A 23,981-nucleotide genomic window follows, 5' to 3' on the forward strand; every position below is an offset into this window, starting at 1 on the left:
GCCCTTGGGTGTTCAGTCGGGCTTGGGTGGCCAGTCAGGCACCGAGCCGGATGCTCAGCCGATGTGGTAACTGTCCCCGTAGACCTGCCAGTCCAGGGGCGGATCCAGGTTCAGGTTCCGGTTCCTGAGGAAGACGCGCTGGGCGGTGTCCACCCGGCTGGTGTCCTCGTGGGCCTCCTCCTGCTTCATCGCCCACACCCGGGCGTCGAGGAAGGCGTTGAGGTACGTCACCTCGTCGCCGCCCTGCGCCGGGGGCCTCGCCTGGTCGAGGGCCCGCCTGCGGATGCTGCTGAAACTCGTGCTGTCGCCGCCGTCGCCGTGCATCACGATGGCGTCGTAGTACGCGAACTGGCCGAGCGTGCCGATGCCGTCGGCCTTGCCCCGACCGACCGCGGGGTTGAAGTAGACGCGGTCGCGCTCGTCGTTCTGGGCCTGCCGGAACGCCTCGTCCTGGGCGGCCCGGCGCCAGGCGTCCGGGTATCCGGGGTCGAGGCCCTCGTGGGAGTCGGTGCCGTCGACGCGACGCAGGGCCGGCAGATATCCGGCCAGTTCGTTGCCCGGCCTGCGCTGCGCGTACAGCTCGACGAGGTCGAGCATGTCGCCCGTACCGGAGCAGAAGCCGATGATCCCGGCCGTGTAGCCACGGCCGTCGCCGATGTCCTCGATGTACCGGTACTGCGCCTTCCAGTCCAGCGAGGAGTTCTCCGCGCTGGAGACCAGCTGCATGGCGATCTCCTTCTTCGCCGGATCGTCGAGGCCGGCCGGCGCGGCGCTCGCGGACCTGGTGGCGATGAGGGGACCTGCCACCAGGGATGCTCCGATCAACGCGAGAAGAGTTCGTCGCGGGGAGCGTATGTGGGGGGTGTGCACGGGACCTCCAGTGGGGGTGGGAGTCGCTCTTCCGTACTGTTAGGAAAGTTTCCTACCAGAGATTCGGAGTGACGTATACCCGTCAAGGAGGTGTGTGTTGTGGAGGAGTCGAGGTCGTAGTCCGGGGCCGGGCGGTGGCGAGGGGCCGGCTAGCGGGTCGTGACCAGCACTTCTCGTACGCGGACGGCGGCTTCGTACGTGTCACCGGTGGGCCGGGTGGCGAGATGCCCCGGCCGGCGTGTCCAGCGCTCCTCCAGGGCGAACCAGTCGACGGCCTCCGGCTCCCGGTCGTCCGCCATCGCGGCCCGCAGCTCGGTGAAGTACGTCGACCAGCGCAGCCGGTAGAGCCCGCCGACCAGACCCGCCCACTCGCGGTTGGCGTAGTCGCGCAGCCCGGCGTCCGCGCCCTGCCGGGTGCCCCACACCGTCAGCAGCGACAGATTGTCGTACGCCAGCCGGTCCCGCTCCGCCGCGTCCGCGCCCCAGGCCCGCGCGTCGGCGACCCAACGCCCCAGCAGATGCCGGGAGTCGGTGGCCAGCAGGGTCTCCAGCGCGTCCATCAGGGCGAGCCAGTCGCCGGTCAGCCGGTCGAAGCAGGGCGTGTCCCCGGCCTCGTACGCCTCTCTGATGCGGGGGAGGAGGACGCGGCTGCGGTTGGAGACGGCCTGGCGGGCCACGTCCAGTAGATCGCGGCGGTACGCGGAGGAGTTCCGGAGGTTCGCACGCACCCGGAGCAGCTCGCCGAGCGCGGGCTCGAACTCCTCGGCGCTGTACCGGAGTTGCTTGGGCGACCATTTGGCGGCCGACTTCGCGGTGAGCGTGGGGCGGGCGCCGAACAGCCCGTCCGCGCCCTCGCTCCACGAGTCGGCGCGTGTCGTGCCGTACGCGGTGCGGCGCAGGATGTCCCAGGCGGTCTCGGCGCGCGGATCGCGGGCGCCGTAGCGGGAGAGGGCCCAGTCCTTGAACCAGACGGTGAGATCCAACTCGCCCTCCTCCCAGGCGAGTTCGGAGAAGAGCTCGAAGGCGGCGGGGTTGTTGTCGGCCGCCTCGGGCAGCAGGGCGACACCGCGCAGGGTGCTGCCCGGCTTGGTGCGCCACTTGTTGAACAGGGTTGCCCAGTCGGGGGTGTTGGCGCCCAGGGTCGTATGGCCGCCGAAGTTCCAGATCGACCCGAAGGCGTACGGGGTGTCGCCCCAGTCGGCCTCGCGGTCCTTCACCTTCGGGAAGCGGTCGGAGAGCCCGTCGATGACGAGCATGTGGGCCTTGTCCACGGCGTCGACGATGGCCCGCGGCGGGTTGCGCTGCCAGCCGAGGATGACCCAGATCGCGTCCGGGTGCGCGGTGAGCAGCGCCTTCTCGACGCCCTTCGCCGCGTCGGCGACCGGGACGTCACCCGGGTCCCCGCCCTCGTGCAGCAGGTCCATCTTGTAGAGCGTCGAAGGGCCGCCGAACAGCTCGTCCTGGGCGCGGTAGAAGGCCGCAGCGACGCGCGCGAAGTGCTCGGTGCGAGGGTCCAGCCAGTCGGGGCGCCGGAGCCCCATCCAGGTGCCCTGGGGAACGGTGCGCGCCCCTTCGTTCCTTTCCGTGAAGCCCGGCGGGACGGTGCCGAAGTAGCCCGGGAACACGGGCGTCATGCCCAACTCCCTTACCCGGTCGGTGATTCGGCGCCCCAGCGCGGCGCGCGCGTCGAGGAGCTGCCGCGACACGGGATCTGGGAAGGCGGCGAGATTCTGCATCAGCCACCACGGCTGATGGGCGGGCCCCGCGATCCACTGCCGCAGCTCCTCGTCCGTGTACCCGAACCCCCGGAACACCCGGTGGTACAGCGCGTCCGCGCCCGCGTACACCAGCACCTCGTTGTACCCGTGCAGCGCCAGCACGTCGAGTTCGCGCTCCCAGTACGGCCAGTCGTTGTACGCCCCCGTGTAGCCGTCGTTCGTGTCGTTCAGGGCGAACCGGTGCGGGACGGTGGCCGTTCGGGTGACCGGGTCGGCGAGGCCCGGCAGGTCCGTGGGGAGGTCGAGCTGCTCGCCCGCCCAGCTGATGTTGGCGTGGGCGATGTGCTTCAAGTACCAGCGAAGGCCGGTTAGTTGGGTGGCTGCGGTGTCGCCGGTGATGGTGATGCGGCCGGGGCCGCCGGAGACGCCGAATGTGTCGGTTCTGGTTCTGGTTCCGGTCCTGCTTCCGGCTCCGGGCCCGGTCCTGGTCCTGGTGTCGGTGCTCGTCGTCTCGAATCGCAGCTGCCGCCAGTGGTGGGGGAGGAGCCGCCGGGCCGCCCTCGTTGCCGCCGCTGCTGCCGCCTCCGTCACGGGTGCCTCCTTGGCCGGGGTGCCGTCCGAGTGCGCGGGTGCGTGAGAACAAGCGACGGTACCGGCTGCGCCGGCGACGGCTGTGAGGAACGCGCGACGGGCTAGCGGCATGGGTGGGTCTCCGGGGTCGCGGTGGTGGCGGTGGGGGTGCCGTGGGAGGGATACCCCCGGTGGGGGGTTCTGGGCACGGCGGCTGGGCCACATGGGGGAGAACCGGCGGTGAACTGGCCGAGAGGTTTGTTTTCGCCCCCGCCGCCCCTACCCATTCCCGTCCCTTTTCAGGGGCTCCGCCCCCGAACCCCTGCTCCTCAAACGCCGGAGGGGCTGGAGGACGGGGTGGTTGCTTGATTGACGTTGGGTGCGGGTTGGTTGTGGCTGGGTGCGCAGTTCCCCGCGCCCCTAACGGGGCGCCCTTGTTCGTCTGCGCCTTGCGACCCGGTCCATGTAGCCCGGTCCCGCATCACTCAGCCCGTCCGGCGTTTGAGGACGAGCGCGTTCAGCGCGATGCGGGGGTTCGGGGGCGGAGCCCCTGAGTAAGGGACGGGAATGGGTAGGGGCGGCGGGGGCGAAGAAAGGCCTTCGGGTCACACCCGGCTCAGGGACTCACAAGGCTGCGCCACCGGCAGCCGCCCGGTGAAGAAGGACCGGGGCGGAACGCCCATAAGCGTGCGGAAGTCGGCCGTCATATGCGACTGGTCGTAGTACCCGGTGGCCGCGGCAAGCTCGGCCCACCCCACCTCCCCACCGCGACCGCGCGCCAGCACATGCCGAACCCGCCCGATCCGAGCAAAGTGCTTGGGAGAAACCCCCACCCCCTCGGCAAACAGATTCCGCAACTGCCGCTCACTCACGGCCAACCGCCGAGCCAACTCCCGCACCGGCGAAGGAACACGCCCCGCATCCGTCGACAACGCCTCAACAGCAGCCCGCAGGACCTCCCGCCGAGCCCGCCCCGCCCCGTCGTCGTCACCCGCAAGCCTCCCCGGCAGCACCTCCATCAGCCGCCCCACCGCATCCTCACCCTCCAACCACCGCAACTCATCGGCGAGTTGACGAGCGGACGCACCGGGAAGGTCCCCGAGCCGCACCACCCGCCCGACAAGCTCGACCGCCGCGACACCGAGCAACGGCCGCGCCGTACCCGGCCCGAGCCGCACCTGCACACACGACGCGAGCTGCTTGTTCGTGTGATAGGTGGCCCGGGTGCGCGGCCCGACGACGAGCGTGTCCCGGTGACCGTTCTCGTCGACCCGGACGACGACTTTCGTCGCGGTGTCCGGAACCCGGGTGAACGGTTCACGCGACGCACCACCGCCGTGGCCGTGGCCGTGGTCGCCGTCGCTGCTGTCGACCGGCACCCCGATCTCGATGCCGTCGATCCACGGCCGCAACGCGTCAGGGGCGGAAAGGGTGCGCTCGGCAACGTCGTTGGTCACCTGTCCACCGTAGACGCGCCGGACAGCCGCACGGCCTGCCGAACCGTGCCGGAATTTCCTAGAGCTTCCGGCCGCCCGCTCGACACGCTGGTGCCCATGATCCTCATCACCGGTGCCACGGGCACCATCGGCAGCGAAGTCGTACGACAGCTCGCACAGCGCGGGGAGAAGGTCCGTGCCCTGACCCGCGACCCGTCCAAGGCCCATGCCCAGGCCCGAGCCCGGGTGCCCGACGGGACAGCGACAGGGGCAGGGCAGGAGGCGGAGGCGGAGGTCGAGGTGGTACGAGGGGACTACCTCGACCCCGCGTCCGTGGACGCGGCCATGGCCGGCGCCTCGGCCGTGTTCCTCGTCGGCGTACTGGGCCCGGACGACGCGGACCGCGACCGTGCCCTGGTCGAACAGGCCCGCGCGGCGGGCGTACGCCGTGTCGTGAAGCTGTCGGCGATCGGCACCGGCGACCCCGCGGTCGGCAGGGTCGGCTCCTGGCACCTCCCGGGTGAACAGGCCGTACGGGAAAGCGAGTTGGAGTGGACGATCCTGCGTCCCTCGGCCTTCGCCTCGAACACCCTGAGCTGGGCCGAGCCCATCCGCGCCGGCGAACCCGTACCGAACATGACCGGCGACGGGCTGCAGGGCGTCATCGACCCGCGTGACGTCTCCGCGGTCGCCGTGGAGGCCTTGCTCTCCGCACGGCACGCGGGCCGCACCTACACGCTCACCGGCACCGAGTTGCTGAGCGTCCCCGGTCAGGCAGCAGTACTCGCCGACGTCCTCGGCCGCCCGGTCGCCACCGAGGACCTCACTCCGGACGAGTCCCGCGCCCGGCTGACCGAGTGGGGCATGAGCGCGGAGTACGTGGAGGGTGTGCTGGCCGGCAGCGCGTACGTACGCGGTGGTCGCAACGCCGTCGTCACGGAGGAGGTGCGGCAGGTGCTGGGCCGGCCGCCGCGTACGTACCGGGAGTGGGCGGTGGACCACAGGGTGGCGTTCGGCGAGAGCTGACTCGCGGGAGCGCGGCTGTGGGGAACCGTTCCTTCCCCACAGCCGCGCTCCGGGCATGAGCCCCTACCTCGCTACCTCTGCCGCACAGGCTCCTGAGCCTGAGTCTCGGCCTTCACCGGTTCCGAGGCCGACTCGCGCCCCGGCCGCAGCACTCCCGCCGCGAGCGCCAGCCCCGCCAGCGCGATCCCCGTACCGACCGCGAACGCCAGCCGGTACCCGTCCGCGGTGGCCGTGGCGAGCGCCGTGCCGCCGTCCACGAGACCGTCCGTGCGGCTCGCCGCGAGGGTCGTGAGGGCGGCGAGGCCCAGGGAACCGCCCACCACCTGGGTGGTGCTGAAGAGGCCGGACGCCAGGCCCGCGTCCTCCTCCAGGGCGCCGGACATGGCGAGCCCGGTCACCGCGGGCATCGCCGCCGCGAACCCGGTGGACAGGAGCAGCATCGCGGGCAGCACGTCGACGACGTACGAACCGTCGGCCGGTACCCGGGCCAGGAGCGCCATCCCGGCGGTGATGAGCACGAGCCCGGCGAGCAGCACGCGGTACGGGCCGAAGCGGCCGATCGTCCGCGCGGACAGGCCCAGCATCAGCACCCCGATCAGGACGGGCGCGGGCAGGAACGCCGTACCGGTCATCAACTCGCCGAAGCCCAGCACGCGTTGGAGGTACAGCGCCCCGATGTACTGGAAGCCGTACATCGCCGCGACCATCAGGATCTGCACCCCGTTCGCGCCGGCGAGCAGGCGTGAACGGAACAGCCTCAGACGCAGCAGCGGACGGGCGGCCCGCGCCTGCCGCAGGGTGAAGGCGACGAAGAGGGCGACGGAGACGGCCCCCAGCGCGAGCGTGGTGCTCAGCCCGCGTTCGCCGGCGCCCACGATCGCGTACACCGTGAGCATCAGCGCGCTGGTAACCAGTGCGGCACCTGGGTAGTCGGCGCCCTTGCCGAGCCCTGCACCGCGGTCGGGGGCGAGGATGCGAAGGGCCGCGATCCAGGCGACGATCCCGATCGGCAGGTTGATCAGGAAGATCCAGTGCCAGTTGAGCGCCTGGGTGAGCGCCCCGCCGAGGAAGGTGCCGAGCGCGCCGCCCGCCGCGCCGACCGCGCTGAACACGGCGATCGCCTTGGCCTGTTCGCGCGGCTCGGGGAAGAGCGCGACCAGCATGCCCAGCACCACGGCCGAGGTCATCGCCCCGCCGACGCCCTGCAGCGCCCGCGCCGCGATCAGCATGCCCTGGCTCGTGGCGACCCCGCACAGCACGGACGCCACGGTGAACACGACGAGCCCCGCCACGAACATCCGCTTCCGGCCGACCAGATCACCGAGCCGCCCCACGAGCAGCAACAGCCCGCCGAACGGGATCAGGTACGCGTTCACGACCCAGGCCAGTCCCGGCGCCGAGAAGCCGAGGTCGCTCTGGATCGCGGGCATCGCGACGGTCACGATGTTGCCGTCCAGGATCGTCATCAGCGTGCCCGCGCAGAGCACGACGAGGGACGCCCAACGGGAGTACGTTCGCTGCGCCGGACTCCGTTCCGGGTGCGGCGCGGTTCGCTCTGTGGGTGACCCGTTCCGGGACGACATGGCCTTGGCCCTCCGTATCGCTGCAGGTTGTTCCATAGGTGCACGACTTGTAACGGGGGATATCGTGGGTGACCATGGAGACCGGCGTAAGGAGGCACTTCAATGTCCCAGGGGAACACCGGTGTTACGTCGCAGGTCGTGCACGCGGAGGGCTGCCCGGTCCGGGAAGTTCTTGACAGGGTCGCGGGCAAATGGAGCGTGATGATCATCGTGGCCGCCGCTCACGGCCCGATCCGTTTCACCGAGCTGGAGCGCAGCATCGAGGGCATCAGCCGCCGCATGCTCACGCTGACCCTGCGCAATCTGGAGCGCGACGGACTCGTCACGCGCACCGTCCACCCGACGGTCCCGCCGAAGGTGGAGTACGAACTCACGCCGGTGGCCCGTGAGTTGCACGCCAGCCTGATCGGTCTGACCGACTGGGCGGAGCGGCATCGCGTCACGATCGCCGAGGCGCGTGCGGCGTACGACGCCGAGCACCGGCCGGAGCTGGGCGCTCCGCTGTAAGGCGAGCCGGGTGTGTGGCGTGGTGTGTGTTGGTGTGTGTCGTCTGCGGGTCCGTTGTGGCTGGTTGCGCAGTTCCCCGCGCCCCTAAGGGCGCGCGCCCCCAGTTGCCTCAGAGGCCGAACCGCCCGGGATCGGACGCCAGTGCGCGGAAGTAGTCCCTCGGGTCCGCCACCAGCTTTCGTTCCTTGAGGTCCATCAGGCCGCCGACCCCCGTGATCTCGGCGGCGACAGTTCCGTCGGACTTGCGGATCGTCTGCTCGACCCGGAACGTCTTGCCCTGGCCCCAGATGAAATCGCAGGTCACCTCGACCTCGTCGCCCGCCCGGAGCTCCCGCCGGTAGCGGACGGTCATCTCCAGTGACACCGGGCCCACGCCCTTGGCCGCCAGACCGGCCTGGCTGATCCCCGCGGCCTGCAGCAACGACCAGCGGGCGTGCTCCGCGTAGTTCACGTACACGGCCTGGTTCACGTGCCCCTGGACATCGGTCTCGTACCCACGCACGGTCACCGGGACGGAAAACGGCTCGGCCATGACTTCTCCTTCAACGGCTGCGACAGCTGCGGCGGTTGCAACGGCCTCTGCGTGTTCGACGGCAAACAGCAGAACGGGCGCAAGCGTACTGAGCGGTTGCTCAAGGCCGTCAACCGTTGAATGCCGTACGGCATTCAGGGGGCTGTCATATCCGTCGCGGCGAGGCCAGCAGATACCGCGCACCCGTCCGCGGCTCCGTGTGCTCGCCCACCTGCCAGCCTGCCTGCTCCAGCGTCGCCGCGCACTCCCGCAGGGCCCCGGCGTCAGGGCCGCGCACGGCGACGGCCTCCGGCTGCGGCGTCGCCCGCACCCGGTACCCCTCGGTGTCCGCGCCCGCCGGCCGGTGCCCCGCCGCCTCCAGCGCGAGCGCGGCGGCCTGCACCAGATGCGTACGCTCCCATGCGCACGGCCGGTCCACGACCCCGTGCGGATTGGTCATGCGGCGCAGTTCGAGCAGCCCCTGCCAGGCGCTGTGCACCTCACGTATGCGCGACGGGCCGGAGTCGATGCCCTCCTCGCCACCGATCCGGGCGGCGAACACCCCGGAGGACTCCCGGGCAGGCTCCCGGGCGGGCTCGGCGGCTTCCGGAGCGCTCGCCGCAGGGGTGGCCGTCTCCTCGCGGATCCGATGCCCGGCGGGCGTCAGGAAGTGATCGTGCGGCGGACGCGGATGCCGGAACGCGAGCTCTCGCTTCACCAGCGCCGCGAGCTGGCTCTCCGTACCTCTGAGCCGCCCGGTCACGGGATCGGCCGCGTCGATGACGCGCCGCTGCGCGGCGGTCGGCGGTCGTGTCATGGCGCGCTCCTTCCCGGTCCGTCGACGAGGGGGCCCACGCGATGATCCAGGCGATCAGCGGGCCCATTCGAAGACTACGACCCGGGTCTGACATCGCCGCTTCGCAGGCCCAGGAGCACAACGTCCGCCTGGAGCCGCTACTGCCGATAGCCGCTCAGGAACCGTCCGATCCGGCTGATCGCCGCGTCCAGGTCGTCGGCGTGCGGGAGGGTGAGGATGCGGAAGTGGTCGGGGGTCGGCCAGTTGAAGCCGGTGCCCTGGACGACCTGGATCTTCTCCCGGAGCAGTAGGTCCAGGACGAACTTCTCGTCGTCGTGGATCTTGTGGACCTTGGGGTCGAGGCGCGGGAACGCGTACAGCGAGCCCTTCGGTTTCACGCAGGACACGCCGGGGATCTCGTTGAGCTTCTCCCAGGCCACGGTGCGCTGTTCGTGCAGACGCCCGCCGGGAGCGGTCAGTTCGTGGATGGACTGCCGGCCGCCGAGCGCGGCCTGGATGGCGTACTGCGCGGGCGCGTTGGCGCACAGCCGCATGGAGGCCAGCATGGTGAGGCCCTCGATGTAGTTCTTCGCGTGCTGCTTCGGACCGGTGATCACCAGCCAGCCCGAGCGGAAGCCGGCCACCCGGTACGTCTTCGACAGGCCGCAGAACGTCAGCACCACCAGATCGGGGGCGAGTGCGGCGACGGAGTGGTGCACGGCGTCGTCGTACAGGATCTGGTCGTAGATCTCGTCGGCGAAGACCATCAGGCCGTGTCGGCGGGCGAGGTCGAGGATGCCCTCGATGATCTCCTTCGGATAGACCGCGCCGGTGGGGTTGTTCGGGTTGATGATGACCACGGCCTTGGTGCGGTCCGTGATCTTCGACGCCATGTCGTCCAGGTCCGGGTACCAGTCGGCCTGTTCGTCGCAGAGGTAGTGGACCGCCTTGCCGCCCGCGAGGGTCGTGACGGCCGTCCAGAGGGGGAAGTCCGGGGCGGGGATGAGGATTTCGTCGCCGTCCTCTACCAGCGCCTGTACGGACATCGAGATCAGCTCGGAGATGCCGTTGCCGAGGAAGACGTCGTCGACGCCGACCTCCAGGCCCAGCGTCTGATAGCGCCCCGCCACGGCCCGGCGGGCCGAGAGGATGCCGCGCGAGTCCGTGTACCCGTGCGCCTGGGGCAGCATCCGGATCATGTCCTGGAGGATCTCCTCCGGCGCCTCGAAGCCGAAGAGCGCGGGGTTGCCGGTGTTCAGGCGCAGCACACTGTGGCCTGCCTTCTCCAGCGCGTCGGCGTGCTCGATCACCGGGCCCCGGATCTCGTAGCAGACCTCGCTGAGCTTGTTCGACTGCCGGAACTCCATGCGCGCTCGCCCCTCCGGTTTCGTGTGTTGCTTGGTTTTACCAAGTACGAGCTTGGAAAGTCCAACAAGTTGTCTAGACTGCGTCGCATGTCACCTCGCCGAAGCTACGACCAGTACTGTTCCGCTGCCCGGGCCCTCGACGCCCTCGGTGACCGCTGGACCCTCCTGATCGTCCGCGAGCTGCTGGCCGGTCCGCGCCGCTACACCGACCTGCACGCGGATCTGCCCGGCGTGAGCACGGACGTCCTCGCCTCCCGGCTCAAGGACATGGAGCGGGACGGCCTGGCGACCCGGCGTAGGCTGCCACCGCCGGGAGCTGCGAACGTGTACGAACTCACCGCACGTGGGCGCGAGTTGCTGCCCGTCCTCCAGGCGCTCGGCGAGTGGGGCGCACCCCTGCTGTCGGAACGCCGCCCCACCGACGCGGTACGCGCCCACTGGTTCGCGCTCCCGTTGCTGCGCTCCCTGGAGGGACTTGGCGACGGCGTCGTCCAAGTCCGGCTCGACGAAGGGGAGTTCTACGTACGACTGGGCGCGCCTGACGGCCCGGTCTACGGGGAGGGCCCGGCTCCCGAGGAACCCGACGCCGGCCTTTCCCTCGACGCCGAGGCATGTACAGCACTCGCGAAAGGCGACCTCGCCCTCCTCGACGCGGTACGGGACGGCCGCATCACGGTGACAGGCGAAAGCCCTCTGGCCAAGACACTCCGGGACGCCTGACCCCCTGCCCCCTGCCCCCTGGCCCGGGACACCAAAAGGCCCGCCGCACCATGGAGTTGGCGCGACGGGCCTGTCCGTGCCCCGTCAGGGGCACAGGGCTGTGCACTCAGGCGCCCGGCGGAACCCCCCGAGGCCGCCCCGCTCCCCGCGTGAGCGAGTACCCGCCAACTCCCGCGAGCGCAGCCAGCACACCACCCACGCCGGTCCACACCCAACGGTCGGACCACCAGCCGGAGGCCCATCCGTCATCGGGCTCGATGCTGGACAGCACGGCGACCGAGGTCTCGGAGTCCTCGTCGCTGTCGTCGCCCTTGGCCGCCACGGCGACCCCGGGAACGAGCGGCTCGGCCAGCGAGCCGTCCACCGCGGCGGCCCCGCCGATGTCCTTCGAGTCGATCTGGACCTCGGCGCTCACCGGCAGCCCGAGGTCGGCCGCCTTGAGGCCGACGGTGGTCAGCCGGACGTAGTACGTGCCGGGCAACGGGTCGTCGGCCCACGGTTCGGACCAGGCACGGACCGTACGCAGCGTGCAGGACAGCTCCACGGAGGCCGCGTCCTGGGCTGCCGTCCGCGTCTGCGCTCCGTACTGGCACGCCTGGCGGCGCCGCAGACCGTCGTACACGTCGACCTGCCAGGTCGCGGAGGCATGCGCGTCGGGCAGCTTCACCGTCGCCTTCACGGTGGGCCGTTGCCCGGCGTCGGCGGGGAACGACCAGTACAGGTAGTCGCCCATGGACGCGCTCGCGGTCGCCATCTGCCCCTGGTCGACCTCGGCCGCCGTACGGAACGACGTACCGGCCGAGGTGGGCCCGGCGCCGTCGTCCGACGGGCTCGCGGAGGGGGAGGAGTCGGCGACCGCGGGGGACGCGGCGGCCCCCAGCACCAGCAGCCCCGCACCCACCGCACGGACGACACGGCCTGCCCGCCCAGCACCGCCTGCGCGGACGCCAGGCAGAACACGGAAACTACTCAACACACGAGTGGTACGCATCAGTTGGTCCTCCAGACCGCGACCCGCCAGCGTGAGACCCAGCCCCACAGCACACCCGCGAGGAAGCCGGTGAGCACCAGGGCGCCGAGCAGCCACCAGCCGCGACCGAGGCCGAAGGAGGCCACGTCGCTCGACGTGTCAGGAGCGTCGACGACGTCCACGGTCAGTTCGAGCGGCAGTCCGGGCGTGGTCTTGACGCCGGAGGCCGCCGAGAAGGAGTTCGCGACTTGCAGGCAAACGGCCTCGGCTGCGGGCTTGCTGTCGGAATCGTCGTCGTCCTCGCTCTCCGCCTTCGGGTAGCGCAGACCGGCGGACATCACGTCGGTCCGGCCGGAGCCGGTCGACTCGCCGCGCACGATCTCGCGCCCGCTCGCGGTCACCGCCCGCAGCGACACCCCGTAGTCGCGGTTGACCTGACGGTCGGCCGCCACGCTCACCGACGCGCGCAGCTCGAAGCCCGCCGGGACGTCCACGCGGTACCAGCGGTGCTGCCCGAACTCCTCGCGGTCGGTGTAGAGCCCGGACTTGAGCGTGGGCGCCTGCGCGCACGCGTCCGCGCCGTCCACGGCGACCGGCGTGACCACCGGGTCGGCGGCCCGGTCCACCAACTGGTTGACCTTGTCGGTGAGTTCGTCGGTGTGCTCGATCGACGTGTACGTGCCGCCGGTCGCCTCCGCGATACAGCTCAGCTGCTGCCGCAGTTTGGTGTTCGGCACCAGACCGAGCGTGTCGATGGTGAGGCCGATCCCCTTGGCGGCGATCTCCCGGGCCACCTCGCACGGGTCCAGCGGGGCGCAGGTGTCCTCGCCGTCACTGATGAGGACGATGCGGCGGGAGCCCTCGCCGCCCTCCAGATCGTCGGCCGCCTTGAGGAGCGCCGGGCCGATCGGGGTCCAGCCGGTGGGCGCGAGGGTCGCGACGGCGGTCTTCGCCTCCGTACGGTCCAACGGCCCGACGGGGTAGAGCTGTTCGGTGTCCTTGCAGCCCGTCTTGCGGTCGTCGCCGGGGTAGTTGGCGCCGAGTGTCCGTATGCCGAGCTGGACCTCCTCGGGGGTCGCGTCGAGGACCTCGTTGAAGGCCTGCTTCGCCGCGGCCATCCGCGTCTGTCCGTCGATGTCCCGCGCGCGCATCGAACCGCTGACGTCGAGGACGAGGTCGACCTTGGGTGCTGCGTCACCCGTGGGTTCGCCGGCGACGGCTCCGGCAGGGAGGGCGATCCCGGCCGTCAGGGCGGCGAGCAGGGCGCAGGCGCCCACCGCCAGCCGTTGTCTTGTGATCATCGCCGGATCCTATTGATCAATGGCGTCGCGCAACAAAACGAGAGCGGGGCGAGGGCCGGCGCGAGGGCCGGCGCGAGGGCCGGCGCGAGGTGGTCAGGAGCCGACGAGCGGGTTCGGCAGCCGCGCCCAGATGTCCCCCGGCCGCTCGGGCGACAGCCGCATCGTCGTCAACGCCTTGGCGGGCAGCGGCTCTTCGAGCAGTGCCGCGAGATCCGGGGTGCGCGGCAGATCCCGTACGGCCGCGGACAGCGCCTCTCGCAGCGCGGACGTCGAACCTGCCGTTGCCGCCAGTGCGCCCGCGACGAGCGAGCCGAAGAGCTTGGCGCGCAGGACGGACTCGTCGTCCGTGACGATACGGCCCGTCAGTGCCGGGGCCGGAATGCTGTGGCGGGCCAGTCGCGCCGGGCTGATCCGGATGTCGGCCAGGTCGCGGTAGACGAGCCGCAGCGGGGCGCCCGCGGGCGAGAGCACCACCAGCAGGTTCTGGCCGTGCGCCTCCAGGGCCACTCCCAGGTCGAGCAGACGCAGCCCGACGGTGAGCGCGAGCCGGCTGAACTCGGCGAGCCAGGCCGGGGACTGGGGCAGCACGGTCGTGGCGAGAGCGGCGACCGGGACGACCCGCTCGCCCGCCCCCGCGTACACGTCCGGGGACTCGCGCAACACCGCTGCCAGATCAGGGGTGTTGGCGGTGACCGCGCCGAGCGTGCGGGTGATGTGCAGCATCCCGTCCAGCCGCCCGGCCATCGCCTCCATGAACGCCGACACGGCCGCCGCCGACTCGATCGAGTACACCGAGATGTCCCGCACGGAGGAGGTTAGCCGGGCGCTGAGCGCGGTTTTGACGTGCGGTCCGTCCGGGAGAGCCAGGGTCCGCAGGGACATCAGCGGATGCGCGGCCAGGCCCTCCCCGGCGACACCTTCCCCGACCGCCCGCTCGTCCTTCAGCACATGCCGCGCCTGCCACGGATGTACGGGGATCAGCACGCGCCCCGCCTCCCGGTACGGCCACTCCCCGCCCACCAGGCAGCCACCCTCCGGCACGGCCACCGACCCCAGCTCGACCTCCGCCCGGTGCTCCGGCGCGTACGCCAGCTGCTCGGCCACCGAAAAGCCGGGCCGGGAACGGCAGTTGGGGTGGAACGGATGCCCGTCCACGACCCGCTGCTCCCACCCCCAGGACGTGAAAGGAGAGCTCATCGCCGGCTGGTTGGCGCGGGAGAGGGCCAACGAGGCGACGCTGTGCCCGAGTTCGACGGCGAAGGCGTGCCCGTGCGGCAGCCCGAGTGCCGCCATGAGAGCGGCCGGATGGCGGTACGCCGTCCCGTCCAGCTCGACCTCCCTGACGGTGGCGGCCGTCGCGTACGCGTCCGAGACCGGGCCGTGCAGACGACGCCCGTCGGCCAGCCGCAGCACCAGCCCGTCACGCCCCGCAGGCTCCCGGCTCGTGACCCAGGGCAGCGGCTCATGGACGAGCCCGCGCCACAGCCGTGTCAGCACGGCCGAGCGGGCACCGGGGAGTTCGACCGCGTACGGGGACAGCAGGGCGGGGCGTGCCGTGCGCAGCTCGGCGGCGAGAACGGCCTCGGTCCCGACCGGGGGGCGGGGAGGGTGCACAGAGGGCTCCTAGAGTGTGGGGACGGCGTCGCGGCCGGGTACAACACCGGACATACTGAGCGCCAGGGCACCGTACGCAACGAACGGATCGCGTGGACCTCATGCACCCCATGCCACCCATCCACCCCGGGGACGGCATCGGCGAAGCAGCCGATGCGTACGCGGCGGCGCCGCTGCTCAATTGTCTGCTCCGGGAACTCGGCGAGCCCGCACCGGGGCCCGGGGAGCCCGCCGACCGGCGCGTGTACCGGCTGCCGGCCGGGGGACGGCTCCTACGGGTGCGCGCCGGACGCCGCCCCGCCGAGCCGGAGGTGTACGCGGCCGGTGCCTGGCAGCGCCTGACCCACGCGGAACTGGTCAAACTCACCGCCGAGGTCCTCCGCGGGCACACCGGCCTGTCCAACCCCGAACTGCCCATCGAGATGATCGACAGCCGGGACGCGGTGGCGGCGATCCTGACCGCCAGGGAGGGGACGACCCCGCCCGACGACCTGTACCGGCGTTCCGAACAGTCCCTGATCACCGGACATCCCTACCATCCCGCCCCCAAGGCCCGTGGTGGGGGCCCTGTCTCCGGCTGGATTCCGTACGCCCCCGAGGCGTACACCCGCTTTCCGCTGGTGCTCCTGGGGCTGAGGGAGGACGTGTGCGTGGAGGACGGTGACACGGGCGCGCTCGACGCGCTGGGCGAGGCACCGCCCGGCTATCGCCTCCTGCCCGTCCACCCCTGGCAGCTCGACCTCGTCGGCGCCCGCCCGGAGATCCGCGAGGCCTTCGCGGACGGCCGCCTCGTACGGCTCGGCTCCTCCTCGTGGACGGCTTGGCCCACGGCGGCCATTCGCACGCTGTACGTCCCCGACACCGACCTCTTCCTGAAGTTCAGCCTCGACGTCCGCATCACGAACGACATCCGCCGTCTCTGGCGCCACGACCTCCTCCGGCTGCGCCGCACGGACACGGCGGTGACCTCGGCCTTCGACGCCACGGACACTCCCGCGGCATGGCTGAGCGACCGCGGCTACCGCACCGCGGACTTCGCCTTCGAGGAGCTCGCCGTCCTCGTACGCGACGGGCTGCGCGCGCATGTGGCTCCTGGAGCGACCCCGATTCTGGCGGCTGCGCTGACGGAGGGGACGCCCGGCACGGAGGGCGCGCAGGGCATCGAGGCCTTCGAGGGCAACCCCCTCGACGGCCTCGCCGACCCGGCCGCCTGGTGGACGGCGTATCTGCGTCAAGTCGTCTCGCCCGCCCTGGAGTTGTTCGCCCGGCACGGGGTCGTACTCGAAGCGCATCTGCAGAACACGGTGATCGCTCTGGACAGTGACGGGCTGCCGATGCAGGCGCTGTTCCGCGACGCGGAGGGCGTGAAACTGCTGCCCGAGGTGACGCGTGCGGCCGGGTGGGAGCGGCTGGTGTACTGCCTGGTCGTCAACAACCTCCTGGAGATCGCGGAGGCGCTGGGGGAGCGGTACCCGGGCATGGAGCTCTGGGACGCCGTGCGACGAGAGCTGACGCGGTACGACGCGGAGCTGCCCGAGGTGGCCGAACTGCTCCGGGCCCCGACCCTGCCCGGCAAGACGAACCTGCTGCTGCGCTGGACCGGCGCGGACGGCGCCGACGCACGCTATCTGCCGGTCCCGAACCCCTTCGGGTGAGTCAGCCCTTCCGGTCTTCCGCCTTGAGGTGCGTGGCGAAGAAGCCGTCGATGCGCCGCCACGCGTCGACGGCCGACTCCGGATGCGGCCTGATTCCGGCGACTCGCATCAGCGGACGCAGCGCGCGCGGCCCGATCTCGGCGTCGTTGAGGAACGAATGCCCGGCCTCCGGGTACTCCTTGACGTCGTGGACGATGCCGAGCCGGTCGAGGGATGCCTCCAGCCTGCGGGCCGCGCCCGGCAGCGTACGGTCGCGGGCCCCGTAACTCGCCACCACGGGGCAGGAATCGGCGAGCGCCCCGTCGAGCTCCTTCGGCAGACGGCCGTAGTTGACGGAGGCGGCGTCGAACTCTCCGTCGTTCACGGCGAGGAGGGCGAAGGAACCGCCCATGCAGAAGCCGATGATGCCGATCCGCCCGGTGCAGTCGGGATCCTCGGCGAGGCGGGTGCGGGCCGCCTCGATGTCGCGGAAGGCACGGCCGTGTCCGGACAGGGCGGCCCGGAAAGTCGGCACCAGGCAGCGGACGGTCCCGCCGTCGGTGAACAGGTCCGGCATGACGACCAAGTACCCGGCTCTCGCCAGCCGTTCCGTCTGACGGTGCATCACATCGTTGACGCCCAGTGCCTCATGGACCACGACGACACCGGGCCAGGGGCCCGCCCCCACGGGCCGGGTGAGATGGCCGGTGAGCCGACGGGAGCCACCGCGGGCGACGCTGAGCTCGGTCAGATCGACGGCGGTGGTGGTGGTCGTGTCGGGCATGCTGTCCTCCGGGGGGAGAGGCGACGGGGACGGCCGAGCTGAAGGCGACGGGCGGGACGGCCGAGGGGAGAAGGCTAGGGCGCGATGAAGGGCTGTACGCGCTTGCGGTAGTCCTTCGGCCGCACTTCGTTGTAGTACTTGTCCTTGTCCTCGCCCTCCGAGGTGAAGATGTACATCGGGCACTCGTCGGACTTGGCCTCACCCGTGTACTTGTACAACTCCTTGCCCGTGCGCGCCTCGACGACCTTCAGGCGGTACGAGGTGTTGTACGTGCTGACGGTGAACGGTTTGCCGTCGTCGCTCTCCATGTCGCACTTCTTGCCGGTAGGGCTCGCCTTGGTGCGTTCGACGCAGACGACCAGCTCGGCGTCGGCCGGCTTGCCCACGTAACCGAGGATCCAGCCCTTGGGGAAGTCACCGGCGGGCGGCTCGAACTGGGACCAGCTGTCGCCGGGGTTGTTCATGAGCATCGCCGGGTGCACGGTCTTCTTCGTACGGTCGTAGGCGGGCATCCCCGAATAGCCGAGCCCGTCCGTGCACACCCGCTCCAGGTCCAGCGCGGTCGCCGGTACCTCCGGTGCGTCCGGGCTGTCCGCCGCCGAACTCGTCGACGACGCCCCGTCGTTGTCGCCTCCCGCGCTTCCTCCCGTGCCGTCGGCCGTGCTTCCGGTGAGCGACGAACACCCGCACAGGGCCACGCTCAGAAACCCCGCGGTGATCCATACGCGGGCACGCGACGCCGACCGCGTTGACCGCGTTGACGGTGTTGAAGACATGTGGCGACCCCCATCGAAGAACGAACAGCAGGCAGGGCATGTCCCCCGGGCCATGCCCTGTCCCCCCTGCCCTGCTGGAGAAGAGCCTGCCGCCCGCCCGCCACCGTGGACATCGGGGAACGGCCCCCATGTAGTTGTGCGGCCCCTGTGACTCGTGGGTACTACGCTGTGCGGACTCGAAGGAGCTTTCGAAGGGTGCCGGTGGGGGGTATCCCGGAAGAGGGCGCAGGGGGGCCTGAGTGTCGTCGTTGTCGTCATCGGTACTGGTCGGCAGAGAACCGGAGCGGGATCTTCTGACCTCGGCCGTCCGATCGGCGGGCGAGGGGCGGGGCTCCTCGGTATTCGTGCTGGGCGAGCCGGGCATCGGCAAGTCACGCCTCGTCGAGGAGGCCGCGGACGCCGCCGTACGCGCCGGGTTACGGGTGCTGCGCGGGCGGGCCGCGTCCGCCGGGCGCGCGGTGCCGCTGCGCCCGCTGGCGGAGGCCGTGTTCTCCGGACTGCGCGGCGAAGGGGCGCCCGCCGACGGGGACTTGGGCCCGTACGAGCCGCTGCTGTCGCGACTGTGCGGGCTGGCGCCGCAGGACGGCGCGCCGCTGGTGGGCTATGCCGAGGCGGTGCTGCGGCTGCTGGGGGCCCTCGGACGCAGCGGCGGCTGTGTCCTGGTGCTGGAGGACCTGCACGACGCGGACGCCGACACGCTCACCATCGTCGACTACCTCACGGACAACCTTCCCGGCCAGCGGGCCGTCCTGCTGGCCACACTGCGCGGTGGGCCCGGACCGGCCCTCGACCTCGCCGAGGCCGCCGCGTCCCGCCGGACGGCCCGCACCCTGCGCCTCGCCCGCCTCGGCCCCGCCCACACCGCGGAGTTGGCCGCCCGTTGTCTGGGCCACGGCGACGCGGGCCACGTACCGGCAGCCGTACTCGACCGGCTGCACGCCGTCTCCGAAGGTGTCCCGTTCGTCGTGGAGGAACTGCTGACCGCCATGGTCGACAGCGGCGACCTCGTTCAGCGGAAGGGCGACGGCTGGACGGTGACCGGCTCGCTGAACGCCCACGTGCCCGCGACGGTCGCCGCCGCCGTCCTTCAGCGCGTGGACCACCTGGAACCGCCCGGTGTCGCGTTCCTGGAGGCGGCGGCCGTCCTGGGCAGGCGCTTCCCCGTGGACATCGCCGCCCGTGTCGCCGGGCTCGACAGGGTGACGGCACTGCGCCAGCTGCGCTACGCGGCACGCGCCCAACTGGTCACGGACGGCGCCACCGCGGAGGAGCCCGGCTGGCACACGTTCCGCCACGCCCTGACCGCCGACGCCATCACCCACCGGCTGCTGCCCGTGGAGCGGGCGGCACTCTGTCTCGCCGCGGCCGACGCGATCGAGTCCGCCGGCGTGATCGAGTCCGCCGACGCCATCGAGGGCGACGACGCGGCTGGGCCGGAGCCGCGTGACGCGGGCCGTCCCGCCCGGCGGGCCGGGGAGCCGCACGGTCTGATCGGCGGTGACTCGGGTGACGACCTGTACCGCCTGGCCGCGGAGCTGTGTGTCGCCGGCGGGCAGCGGGCGCGGGCGGCCGTGCTGCTCACCCGGGCCGGCCGGCAGGCGGTCCTGCGGGGCGCGCTGCTGACCGCGGTGGAACTCCTCGACCGGGGGCTGGAGTTGACCTCCGGCGCCGCGGACGCCCCGCCCGAGGCGGTGGCCGGACTGCTGGAGGAGTTACTGGGGACACTCGTCCTCACGGGCGACGTCCAGCGCGTGCCGGAGCTCGGCGACCGGCTGGACGACGTCCTGACCGTGTGGGGCGCGCCGCCCGCCCGCCGCGCCGCCGGTTTCCTGACCCGGGCCAGAGCCGCCGCCACCGCGCAGCAGTGGGAGGAGGGCCTGACCGCCGTGCGGCGGGCACGGGAGTTGCTCGGAGCCGAGCCCGACCCCGCGTCCCGCGCCGCCCTGGACTCGGTCGCCGCGCACCTGGTGCTCAACTCGCGGCGCCCGGACCGGCTGGAGAGCGCCAGGGCCCTGGCCGAAGGGGCCGTGGCGACCGCCGAGGCGGTCGGACTGCCGGAGGTCAGCTGCAAGGCGCTGAACATGCTCGGGTACTGCCTGCGGCCCCAGGACCTGACCGAGGCGGAAAAGGTGTTCGAACGCCTGGTGGCCACGGCCGAGACCCACGCACTGCCGGTCTGGCGGATACGAGGCCTGCTGGAACTCGGCGTCCTCGACCGCATCCGGACCACCGGAACCGATCGGCTGCTGGCCGCGCGCAAGGCGGCCGAGGAGACCGGTGCGGTGCTCATGACGGCCTGGGCCGACATGCATCTGGCACAGGCTCATGTGCTGCGCGACGAGCACGACAGAGCCCTGGAGTCCGCCACGCGGCTCCGGACGACGGCCCACCGGCTGCGGCTGCGCGAGGTGCAGCTGATCGGCGTCGGAGTGGACGCCATCATCGCCGCCTCACGCGGGGACCGGCAGAAACTCCAGGCCGCGCTGCACGTCATGGAGAGCGCACTGGCCGGACGGAGCGCCGGAGCGCTCTGGGGCTACGCCGACACCTCCGTGTGGGGCTGGGCCCACGGCATCTGCTCCCTGCTGCGGGAGGAACCCGACCGCGCGATGGCCGAGTTCACGGAGGCGGACCAGGCCATGCGCGCACTGCCCAGCACGCGCGGAGTCACCGGTTTCCTGGGCCCCTATCTGCTCCTGCGGACCGTGCGGGGCGCGGCCGGCTGGGCGGAGGTGGACGGGGCCGTCGCGGACCGGCTCACCCAGGTCCACTGGGACCGGCCGTTCGCGGGGTGGTCCCGGGCCGTGCTGCTGGGCCGCGAGGGCCGTGCCGCCGAGGCCGCCAAGGCAGCGGAGGAAGCGCTGGCCGGGACCGACGCCATACCCCTGGCCCGCCACCTGTGTCTGCGCCTGGGCGCTTCCGCGGCGCTCGCCGACGGCTGGGGACAGCCCGTCGAGTGGCTGCGCGCCGCCGAGCAGTTCTTCCACGACCGGGGTACGGCACGGGTGTCGGCCGCCTGCCGCGCCCTGCTGCGGGAAGCGGGCTCTCCCGTGGCCCGCCGCCGCGAGGGCCACGACACGATTCCGCAGGAGCTGCGGCGGGCGGGGGTGACCGCGAGGGAGTACGAGGTGCTGCGCCTGCTCGGCCGGGGGCTCGGCAACCAGGAGATCGCCGAGCAGCTCTTCCTCTCGCCACGCACCGTCGAGAAGCACCTCGCGAGTCTCCGGAACCGTACCGACCAGAGCGGCCGGGCCGCCCTGATCACCCTGGCACGCCGGTACGCGGACGGGCACTGACTCCACCGCCCGTGCGGCACCGCTGCCCTGGACTGGCGCTGGAGCGCCTGGCGCGAGCGGTGGAACCGGGCTCGCGGCAGACGCTCCAGAGTGACGAGACGACAACGGCTGCGGATTCAGCGGACGCGGGTGGTCAGGCCTCGCAGGCGGTCTTCGTGTCGCTCGTGTCGGCGGTGCAGGTGTCGGTGTTGGCGCCCCCGTTGAGGGAGTCGTTGCCGGACACGCCGTCGACAGCGTCGAGGGTGTCGTTGCCTGCGCCGCCGTTGTGGGTGTCGCTGCCGGCACCGCCGACCAGGGTGTCGTTGCCCGCGCCGCCCAGCAGGAGGTCGTTGCCTCCGAAGCCGGAGAGGATGTCGCCCGCCGCGCCCCCGGTGAGCGTGTCGCCGAACTGGCTGCCGTAGACGAACTCGACGTCGGTGAGGACGTTGTCGCCCTCTCCGCCGATGCCGTCGTCGGCGGCGTTGTCGATGTCGACGAACACGCCGGCGGTGCTGTCCAGGTAGCTGACGAGGTCGCTGGTGCCACCCCCGCCGCTGAGCCGGTCGGCACCGGGGCCGCCGATGAGGAGGTCGAAGGTGACGCCGCCGTTCAGGGTGTCGGTGCCCGAGCCGCCGTTGAGGATGTTGCTGCCGGGGCTGGGCCGCCGTTGACGACATCGTTGCCCGACTCGCCCTTGAGGTCACCGCGGACGTTGCCGGTCTTGGTGATGACGTCGTTGCCGTCCCCGGCGTTGACCACGACCGTGTCGGAGTTGACCGCCACCGGGCAGGCCACCGTGCCGTTGACCAGGAGGGTGCAGTTGAGCCCGGCGGTCAGGGTGTCGGCGGTGTCCTGGATGATGACGAAGCTCCCGGACAGGCTGACCGTGATGTTGTTCGCGCGGCCCTGCGCCGCGTTCACGACGATGTTGGTCCCGCTCTTGAACACCCCGGTGGCCGCGCTCGCCGGCCCTCCGGTCAAGGTCACCGCGGAACCCGCCATCGCCGCGACCACCAAGACCCGGAGTAACGCTTTTCTGCCCATGGGGATCCCTCTCGGTTGTGTGAATCGACCTGCTCACAGTGGCCGCGGGACCCGGGAGGCACATGGGGGAACGCCCCCCAATTACTGGCACTCGATTACTATGCTCACTTCACGCCGGGCACTTTCCGCTGTTTGACAGCTCCAAGGTCGTCCATGGATTGCAAGGTCAATGAAGCAGGTGGCCCGAGAAAATGCTGAGGAAAGTTAGCGCGACCCGTTACATCGAACCCCTCCGGGCGGGCGGCTCCGTCCCCGGGATCGTCGAAGCGGACGACCTGGGCACCTACGTCGTGAAGTTCACGGGCTCGGCGCAGGGGCGCAAGGCGCTGGTCGCCGAGGTCATCGTGGGGGAGCTGGCGCGCGCCCTCGGGCTGCGGTTCCCCGAGCTGGTGCTGGTGGACTTCGACCCGGCGATCGGCGCGCACGAGCCCCACCAGGAGGTCCAGGACCTGCTCCGGGCCAGCGCGGGCCTGAATCTCGGCATGGACTACCTGTCCGGCGCCAAGGACTTCACCCCGGAGGTCGCTCAGACGTTCCCCGTCGACCCGCTGGAGGCGGGCAGGATCATCTGGCTGGACGCCCTCACGGTCAACGTGGACCGTACGACGCACAGTTCGAACCTGATGATCTGGCCCACGCTCGGCGTCGCGCCCCCGCGGCTGTGGCTGATCGACCACGGCGCGGCCCTGGTCTTCCACCACCGCTGGGACGCCTCCGAGCCGGAGAAGGCGTACGACTTCCGGCGCCACGCGCTCGGCGGCCAGACCCCCGACACCCGCGCGGCGGACGCCGAGCTCGCGCCCAGGGTGACGGAGGAACTGCTGCGCGCGATCACGGCGGAGGTGCCCGACGCCTGGCTCGCCGACGAGCCCGGTTTCGCGACCCCGGACGAGGCCCGTGAGGCGTACGTCGGCTATCTCCTCGCCCGCGCCAGGGCCTCCGCGGCCTGGCTGCCCACGGACTTCCCCACTCGCGAGCAGCTGGCCGCCGAGGACGCGGACCGCGCGGCGAAGACCCGGCGGGGGCGGCCGGACTGGCTCAAGCAGGTCCCCGACCTGCACGGCAAGCCGGCGGTGGAACACGACGGGTCGGTACACCTCGGATGACCGCCGAGAATGGTCACGTGACTACCGAGAACGTGACCACCGAGAACGCGACTACTGAGAACGCGACTACGGACATCGTGACCACTGAGAACACGCACCGCGTTCAGATCGAGTACTGCACCCAGTGCCGCTGGCTGCCCCGCGCCGCCTGGCTCGCCCAGGAACTCCTCACCACCTTCGAGCAGGAGCTGACGGAGCTCGCGCTCAAGCCCGGCACCGGTGGCGTCTTCGTCGTACGGGTCGACGACGAGGTGGTCTGGGACCGCCGCGAGCAGGGTTTCCCGGAGCCGACGGCCGTCAAGCGCCTCGTACGCGACCGAGTGGCCCCGGAAAAGTCCCTGGGCCACTCGGAGAAGTGAGGCGTCCGCGGCTG

The 23,981-nt window shown here is 71.5% G+C and carries 21 protein-coding genes; 7 read left to right on the plus strand and 14 right to left on the minus strand.

Annotation, left to right across the window (positions count from 1 at the left end; all coding sequences use genetic code 11):
• Positions 1-54 precede the first annotated feature (54 nt).
• The 3 genes from ACN20J_RS39145 to ACN20J_RS39155 all read right to left on the minus strand — a co-directional run bounded on the left by ACN20J_RS39145 (position 55) and on the right by ACN20J_RS39155 (position 4,615).
• Positions 55-870: a chitosanase gene (locus tag ACN20J_RS39145; RefSeq protein WP_419667745.1), complete on the minus strand. Its 816-nt coding sequence runs from the start codon at positions 868-870 to the stop codon at positions 55-57.
• A 149-nt stretch (positions 871-1,019) separates the two neighbouring features.
• A complete protein-coding gene (locus ACN20J_RS39150; protein WP_189840820.1) occupies positions 1,020-3,290 on the minus strand; it encodes an alpha-N-acetylglucosaminidase in 2,271 nt (756 codons plus the stop codon).
• 473 nt (positions 3,291-3,763) lie between these two features.
• On the minus strand, positions 3,764-4,615 hold the full coding sequence (locus ACN20J_RS39155) for a helix-turn-helix domain-containing protein (RefSeq protein ID WP_189840821.1): 852 nt from the start codon (positions 4,613-4,615) through the stop codon (positions 3,764-3,766).
• A gap of 96 nt (positions 4,616-4,711) precedes the next feature.
• Here ACN20J_RS39155 and ACN20J_RS39160 point away from each other — a divergent pair, with 96 nt between their 5' ends.
• The gene (locus ACN20J_RS39160) at positions 4,712-5,620 is read left to right on the plus strand and encodes an NAD(P)H-binding protein (protein ID WP_373310709.1); all 909 of its coding nucleotides are present in this window, start codon (positions 4,712-4,714) and stop codon (positions 5,618-5,620) included.
• A gap of 71 nt (positions 5,621-5,691) precedes the next feature.
• Here ACN20J_RS39160 and ACN20J_RS39165 read toward each other — a convergent pair whose 3' ends face one another.
• Entirely contained in the window at positions 5,692-7,203 is a 1,512-nt protein-coding gene (locus tag ACN20J_RS39165; RefSeq protein WP_259333601.1) for an MFS transporter, read from the minus strand.
• 102 nt (positions 7,204-7,305) lie between these two features.
• Here ACN20J_RS39165 and ACN20J_RS39170 point away from each other — a divergent pair, with 102 nt between their 5' ends.
• Positions 7,306-7,710 carry a winged helix-turn-helix transcriptional regulator gene (locus ACN20J_RS39170; protein WP_189840822.1) on the plus strand — a complete coding sequence of 135 codons (405 nt, stop codon included), beginning with the start codon at positions 7,306-7,308 and terminating at the stop codon, positions 7,708-7,710.
• A gap of 109 nt (positions 7,711-7,819) precedes the next feature.
• Here the strand turns inward: ACN20J_RS39170 and ACN20J_RS39175 are convergent, their stop codons facing one another.
• The 3 genes from ACN20J_RS39175 to ACN20J_RS39185 form a co-directional block, all read right to left on the minus strand.
• Entirely contained in the window at positions 7,820-8,242 is a 423-nt protein-coding gene (locus ACN20J_RS39175) for an acyl-CoA thioesterase (RefSeq protein ID WP_189840823.1), read from the minus strand.
• 145 nt (positions 8,243-8,387) lie between these two features.
• Positions 8,388-9,038: a hypothetical protein gene (locus tag ACN20J_RS39180; RefSeq protein ID WP_189840824.1), complete on the minus strand. Its 651-nt coding sequence runs from the start codon at positions 9,036-9,038 to the stop codon at positions 8,388-8,390.
• A gap of 137 nt (positions 9,039-9,175) precedes the next feature.
• Entirely contained in the window at positions 9,176-10,384 is a 1,209-nt protein-coding gene (locus ACN20J_RS39185; RefSeq protein ID WP_055616123.1) for a pyridoxal phosphate-dependent aminotransferase, read from the minus strand.
• A gap of 87 nt (positions 10,385-10,471) precedes the next feature.
• On the opposite strand from ACN20J_RS39185, the gene ACN20J_RS39190 reads away from it, so the two are divergent.
• Entirely contained in the window at positions 10,472-11,104 is a 633-nt protein-coding gene (locus tag ACN20J_RS39190; RefSeq protein ID WP_189840825.1) for a winged helix-turn-helix transcriptional regulator, read from the plus strand.
• A gap of 106 nt (positions 11,105-11,210) precedes the next feature.
• Here the strand turns inward: ACN20J_RS39190 and ACN20J_RS39195 are convergent, their stop codons facing one another.
• The 3 genes from ACN20J_RS39195 to ACN20J_RS39205 form a co-directional block, all read right to left on the minus strand.
• Entirely contained in the window at positions 11,211-12,095 is an 885-nt protein-coding gene (locus tag ACN20J_RS39195; RefSeq protein WP_419667746.1) for a hypothetical protein, read from the minus strand.
• The gene (locus ACN20J_RS39200) at positions 12,095-13,375 is read right to left on the minus strand and encodes a VWA domain-containing protein (protein ID WP_266753524.1); all 1,281 of its coding nucleotides are present in this window, start codon (positions 13,373-13,375) and stop codon (positions 12,095-12,097) included. Before ACN20J_RS39200 ends, ACN20J_RS39195 begins: the two co-directional genes overlap by 1 nt.
• A 93-nt stretch (positions 13,376-13,468) precedes the next feature.
• Positions 13,469-14,989, minus strand: a complete 1,521-nt coding sequence (locus tag ACN20J_RS39205; protein WP_419667747.1) for an IucA/IucC family protein — start codon at positions 14,987-14,989, stop codon at positions 13,469-13,471.
• 101 nt (positions 14,990-15,090) lie between these two features.
• On the opposite strand from ACN20J_RS39205, the gene ACN20J_RS39210 reads away from it, so the two are divergent.
• Entirely contained in the window at positions 15,091-16,644 is a 1,554-nt protein-coding gene (locus ACN20J_RS39210; RefSeq protein WP_419667748.1) for an IucA/IucC family protein, read from the plus strand.
• Position 16,645: 1 nt separating this feature from the next.
• Here ACN20J_RS39210 and ACN20J_RS39215 read toward each other — a convergent pair whose 3' ends face one another.
• Entirely contained in the window at positions 16,646-17,407 is a 762-nt protein-coding gene (locus tag ACN20J_RS39215; RefSeq protein WP_419667749.1) for a dienelactone hydrolase family protein, read from the minus strand.
• Between the two features lie 74 nt (positions 17,408-17,481).
• Positions 17,482-18,105: a hypothetical protein gene (locus ACN20J_RS39220; protein WP_419667750.1), complete on the minus strand. Its 624-nt coding sequence runs from the start codon at positions 18,103-18,105 to the stop codon at positions 17,482-17,484.
• A gap of 317 nt (positions 18,106-18,422) precedes the next feature.
• Between ACN20J_RS39220 and ACN20J_RS39225 the strand changes: the two genes are divergently transcribed.
• The gene (locus ACN20J_RS39225) at positions 18,423-21,479 is read left to right on the plus strand and encodes a helix-turn-helix transcriptional regulator (RefSeq protein ID WP_419667751.1); all 3,057 of its coding nucleotides are present in this window, start codon (positions 18,423-18,425) and stop codon (positions 21,477-21,479) included.
• Between the two features lie 133 nt (positions 21,480-21,612).
• Here ACN20J_RS39225 and ACN20J_RS39230 read toward each other — a convergent pair whose 3' ends face one another.
• Positions 21,613-22,101, minus strand: a complete 489-nt coding sequence (locus ACN20J_RS39230) for a calcium-binding protein (protein WP_419669034.1) — start codon at positions 22,099-22,101, stop codon at positions 21,613-21,615.
• Positions 22,068-22,445: a hypothetical protein gene (locus tag ACN20J_RS39235; protein ID WP_419667752.1), complete on the minus strand. Its 378-nt coding sequence runs from the start codon at positions 22,443-22,445 to the stop codon at positions 22,068-22,070. The genes ACN20J_RS39230 and ACN20J_RS39235 overlap by 34 nt, the downstream gene beginning before the upstream one ends.
• 248 nt (positions 22,446-22,693) lie before the next feature.
• Here ACN20J_RS39235 and ACN20J_RS39240 point away from each other — a divergent pair, with 248 nt between their 5' ends.
• Positions 22,694-23,608 (plus strand): HipA family kinase, encoded by a 915-nt coding sequence (locus ACN20J_RS39240; RefSeq protein WP_361895176.1) that lies wholly within the window; start codon positions 22,694-22,696, stop codon positions 23,606-23,608.
• A gap of 77 nt (positions 23,609-23,685) precedes the next feature.
• Complete coding sequence (locus tag ACN20J_RS39245; RefSeq protein WP_189841019.1) at positions 23,686-23,967, plus strand: SelT/SelW/SelH family protein; 282 nt, start codon at positions 23,686-23,688, stop codon at positions 23,965-23,967.
• Positions 23,968-23,981: the final 14 nt, after the last annotated feature.

Source organism: Streptomyces sp. 2-1 (assembly GCF_048564895.1).
GTDB classification, from domain to species: Bacteria; Actinomycetota; Actinomycetes; order Streptomycetales; family Streptomycetaceae; genus Streptomyces; species Streptomyces phaeochromogenes.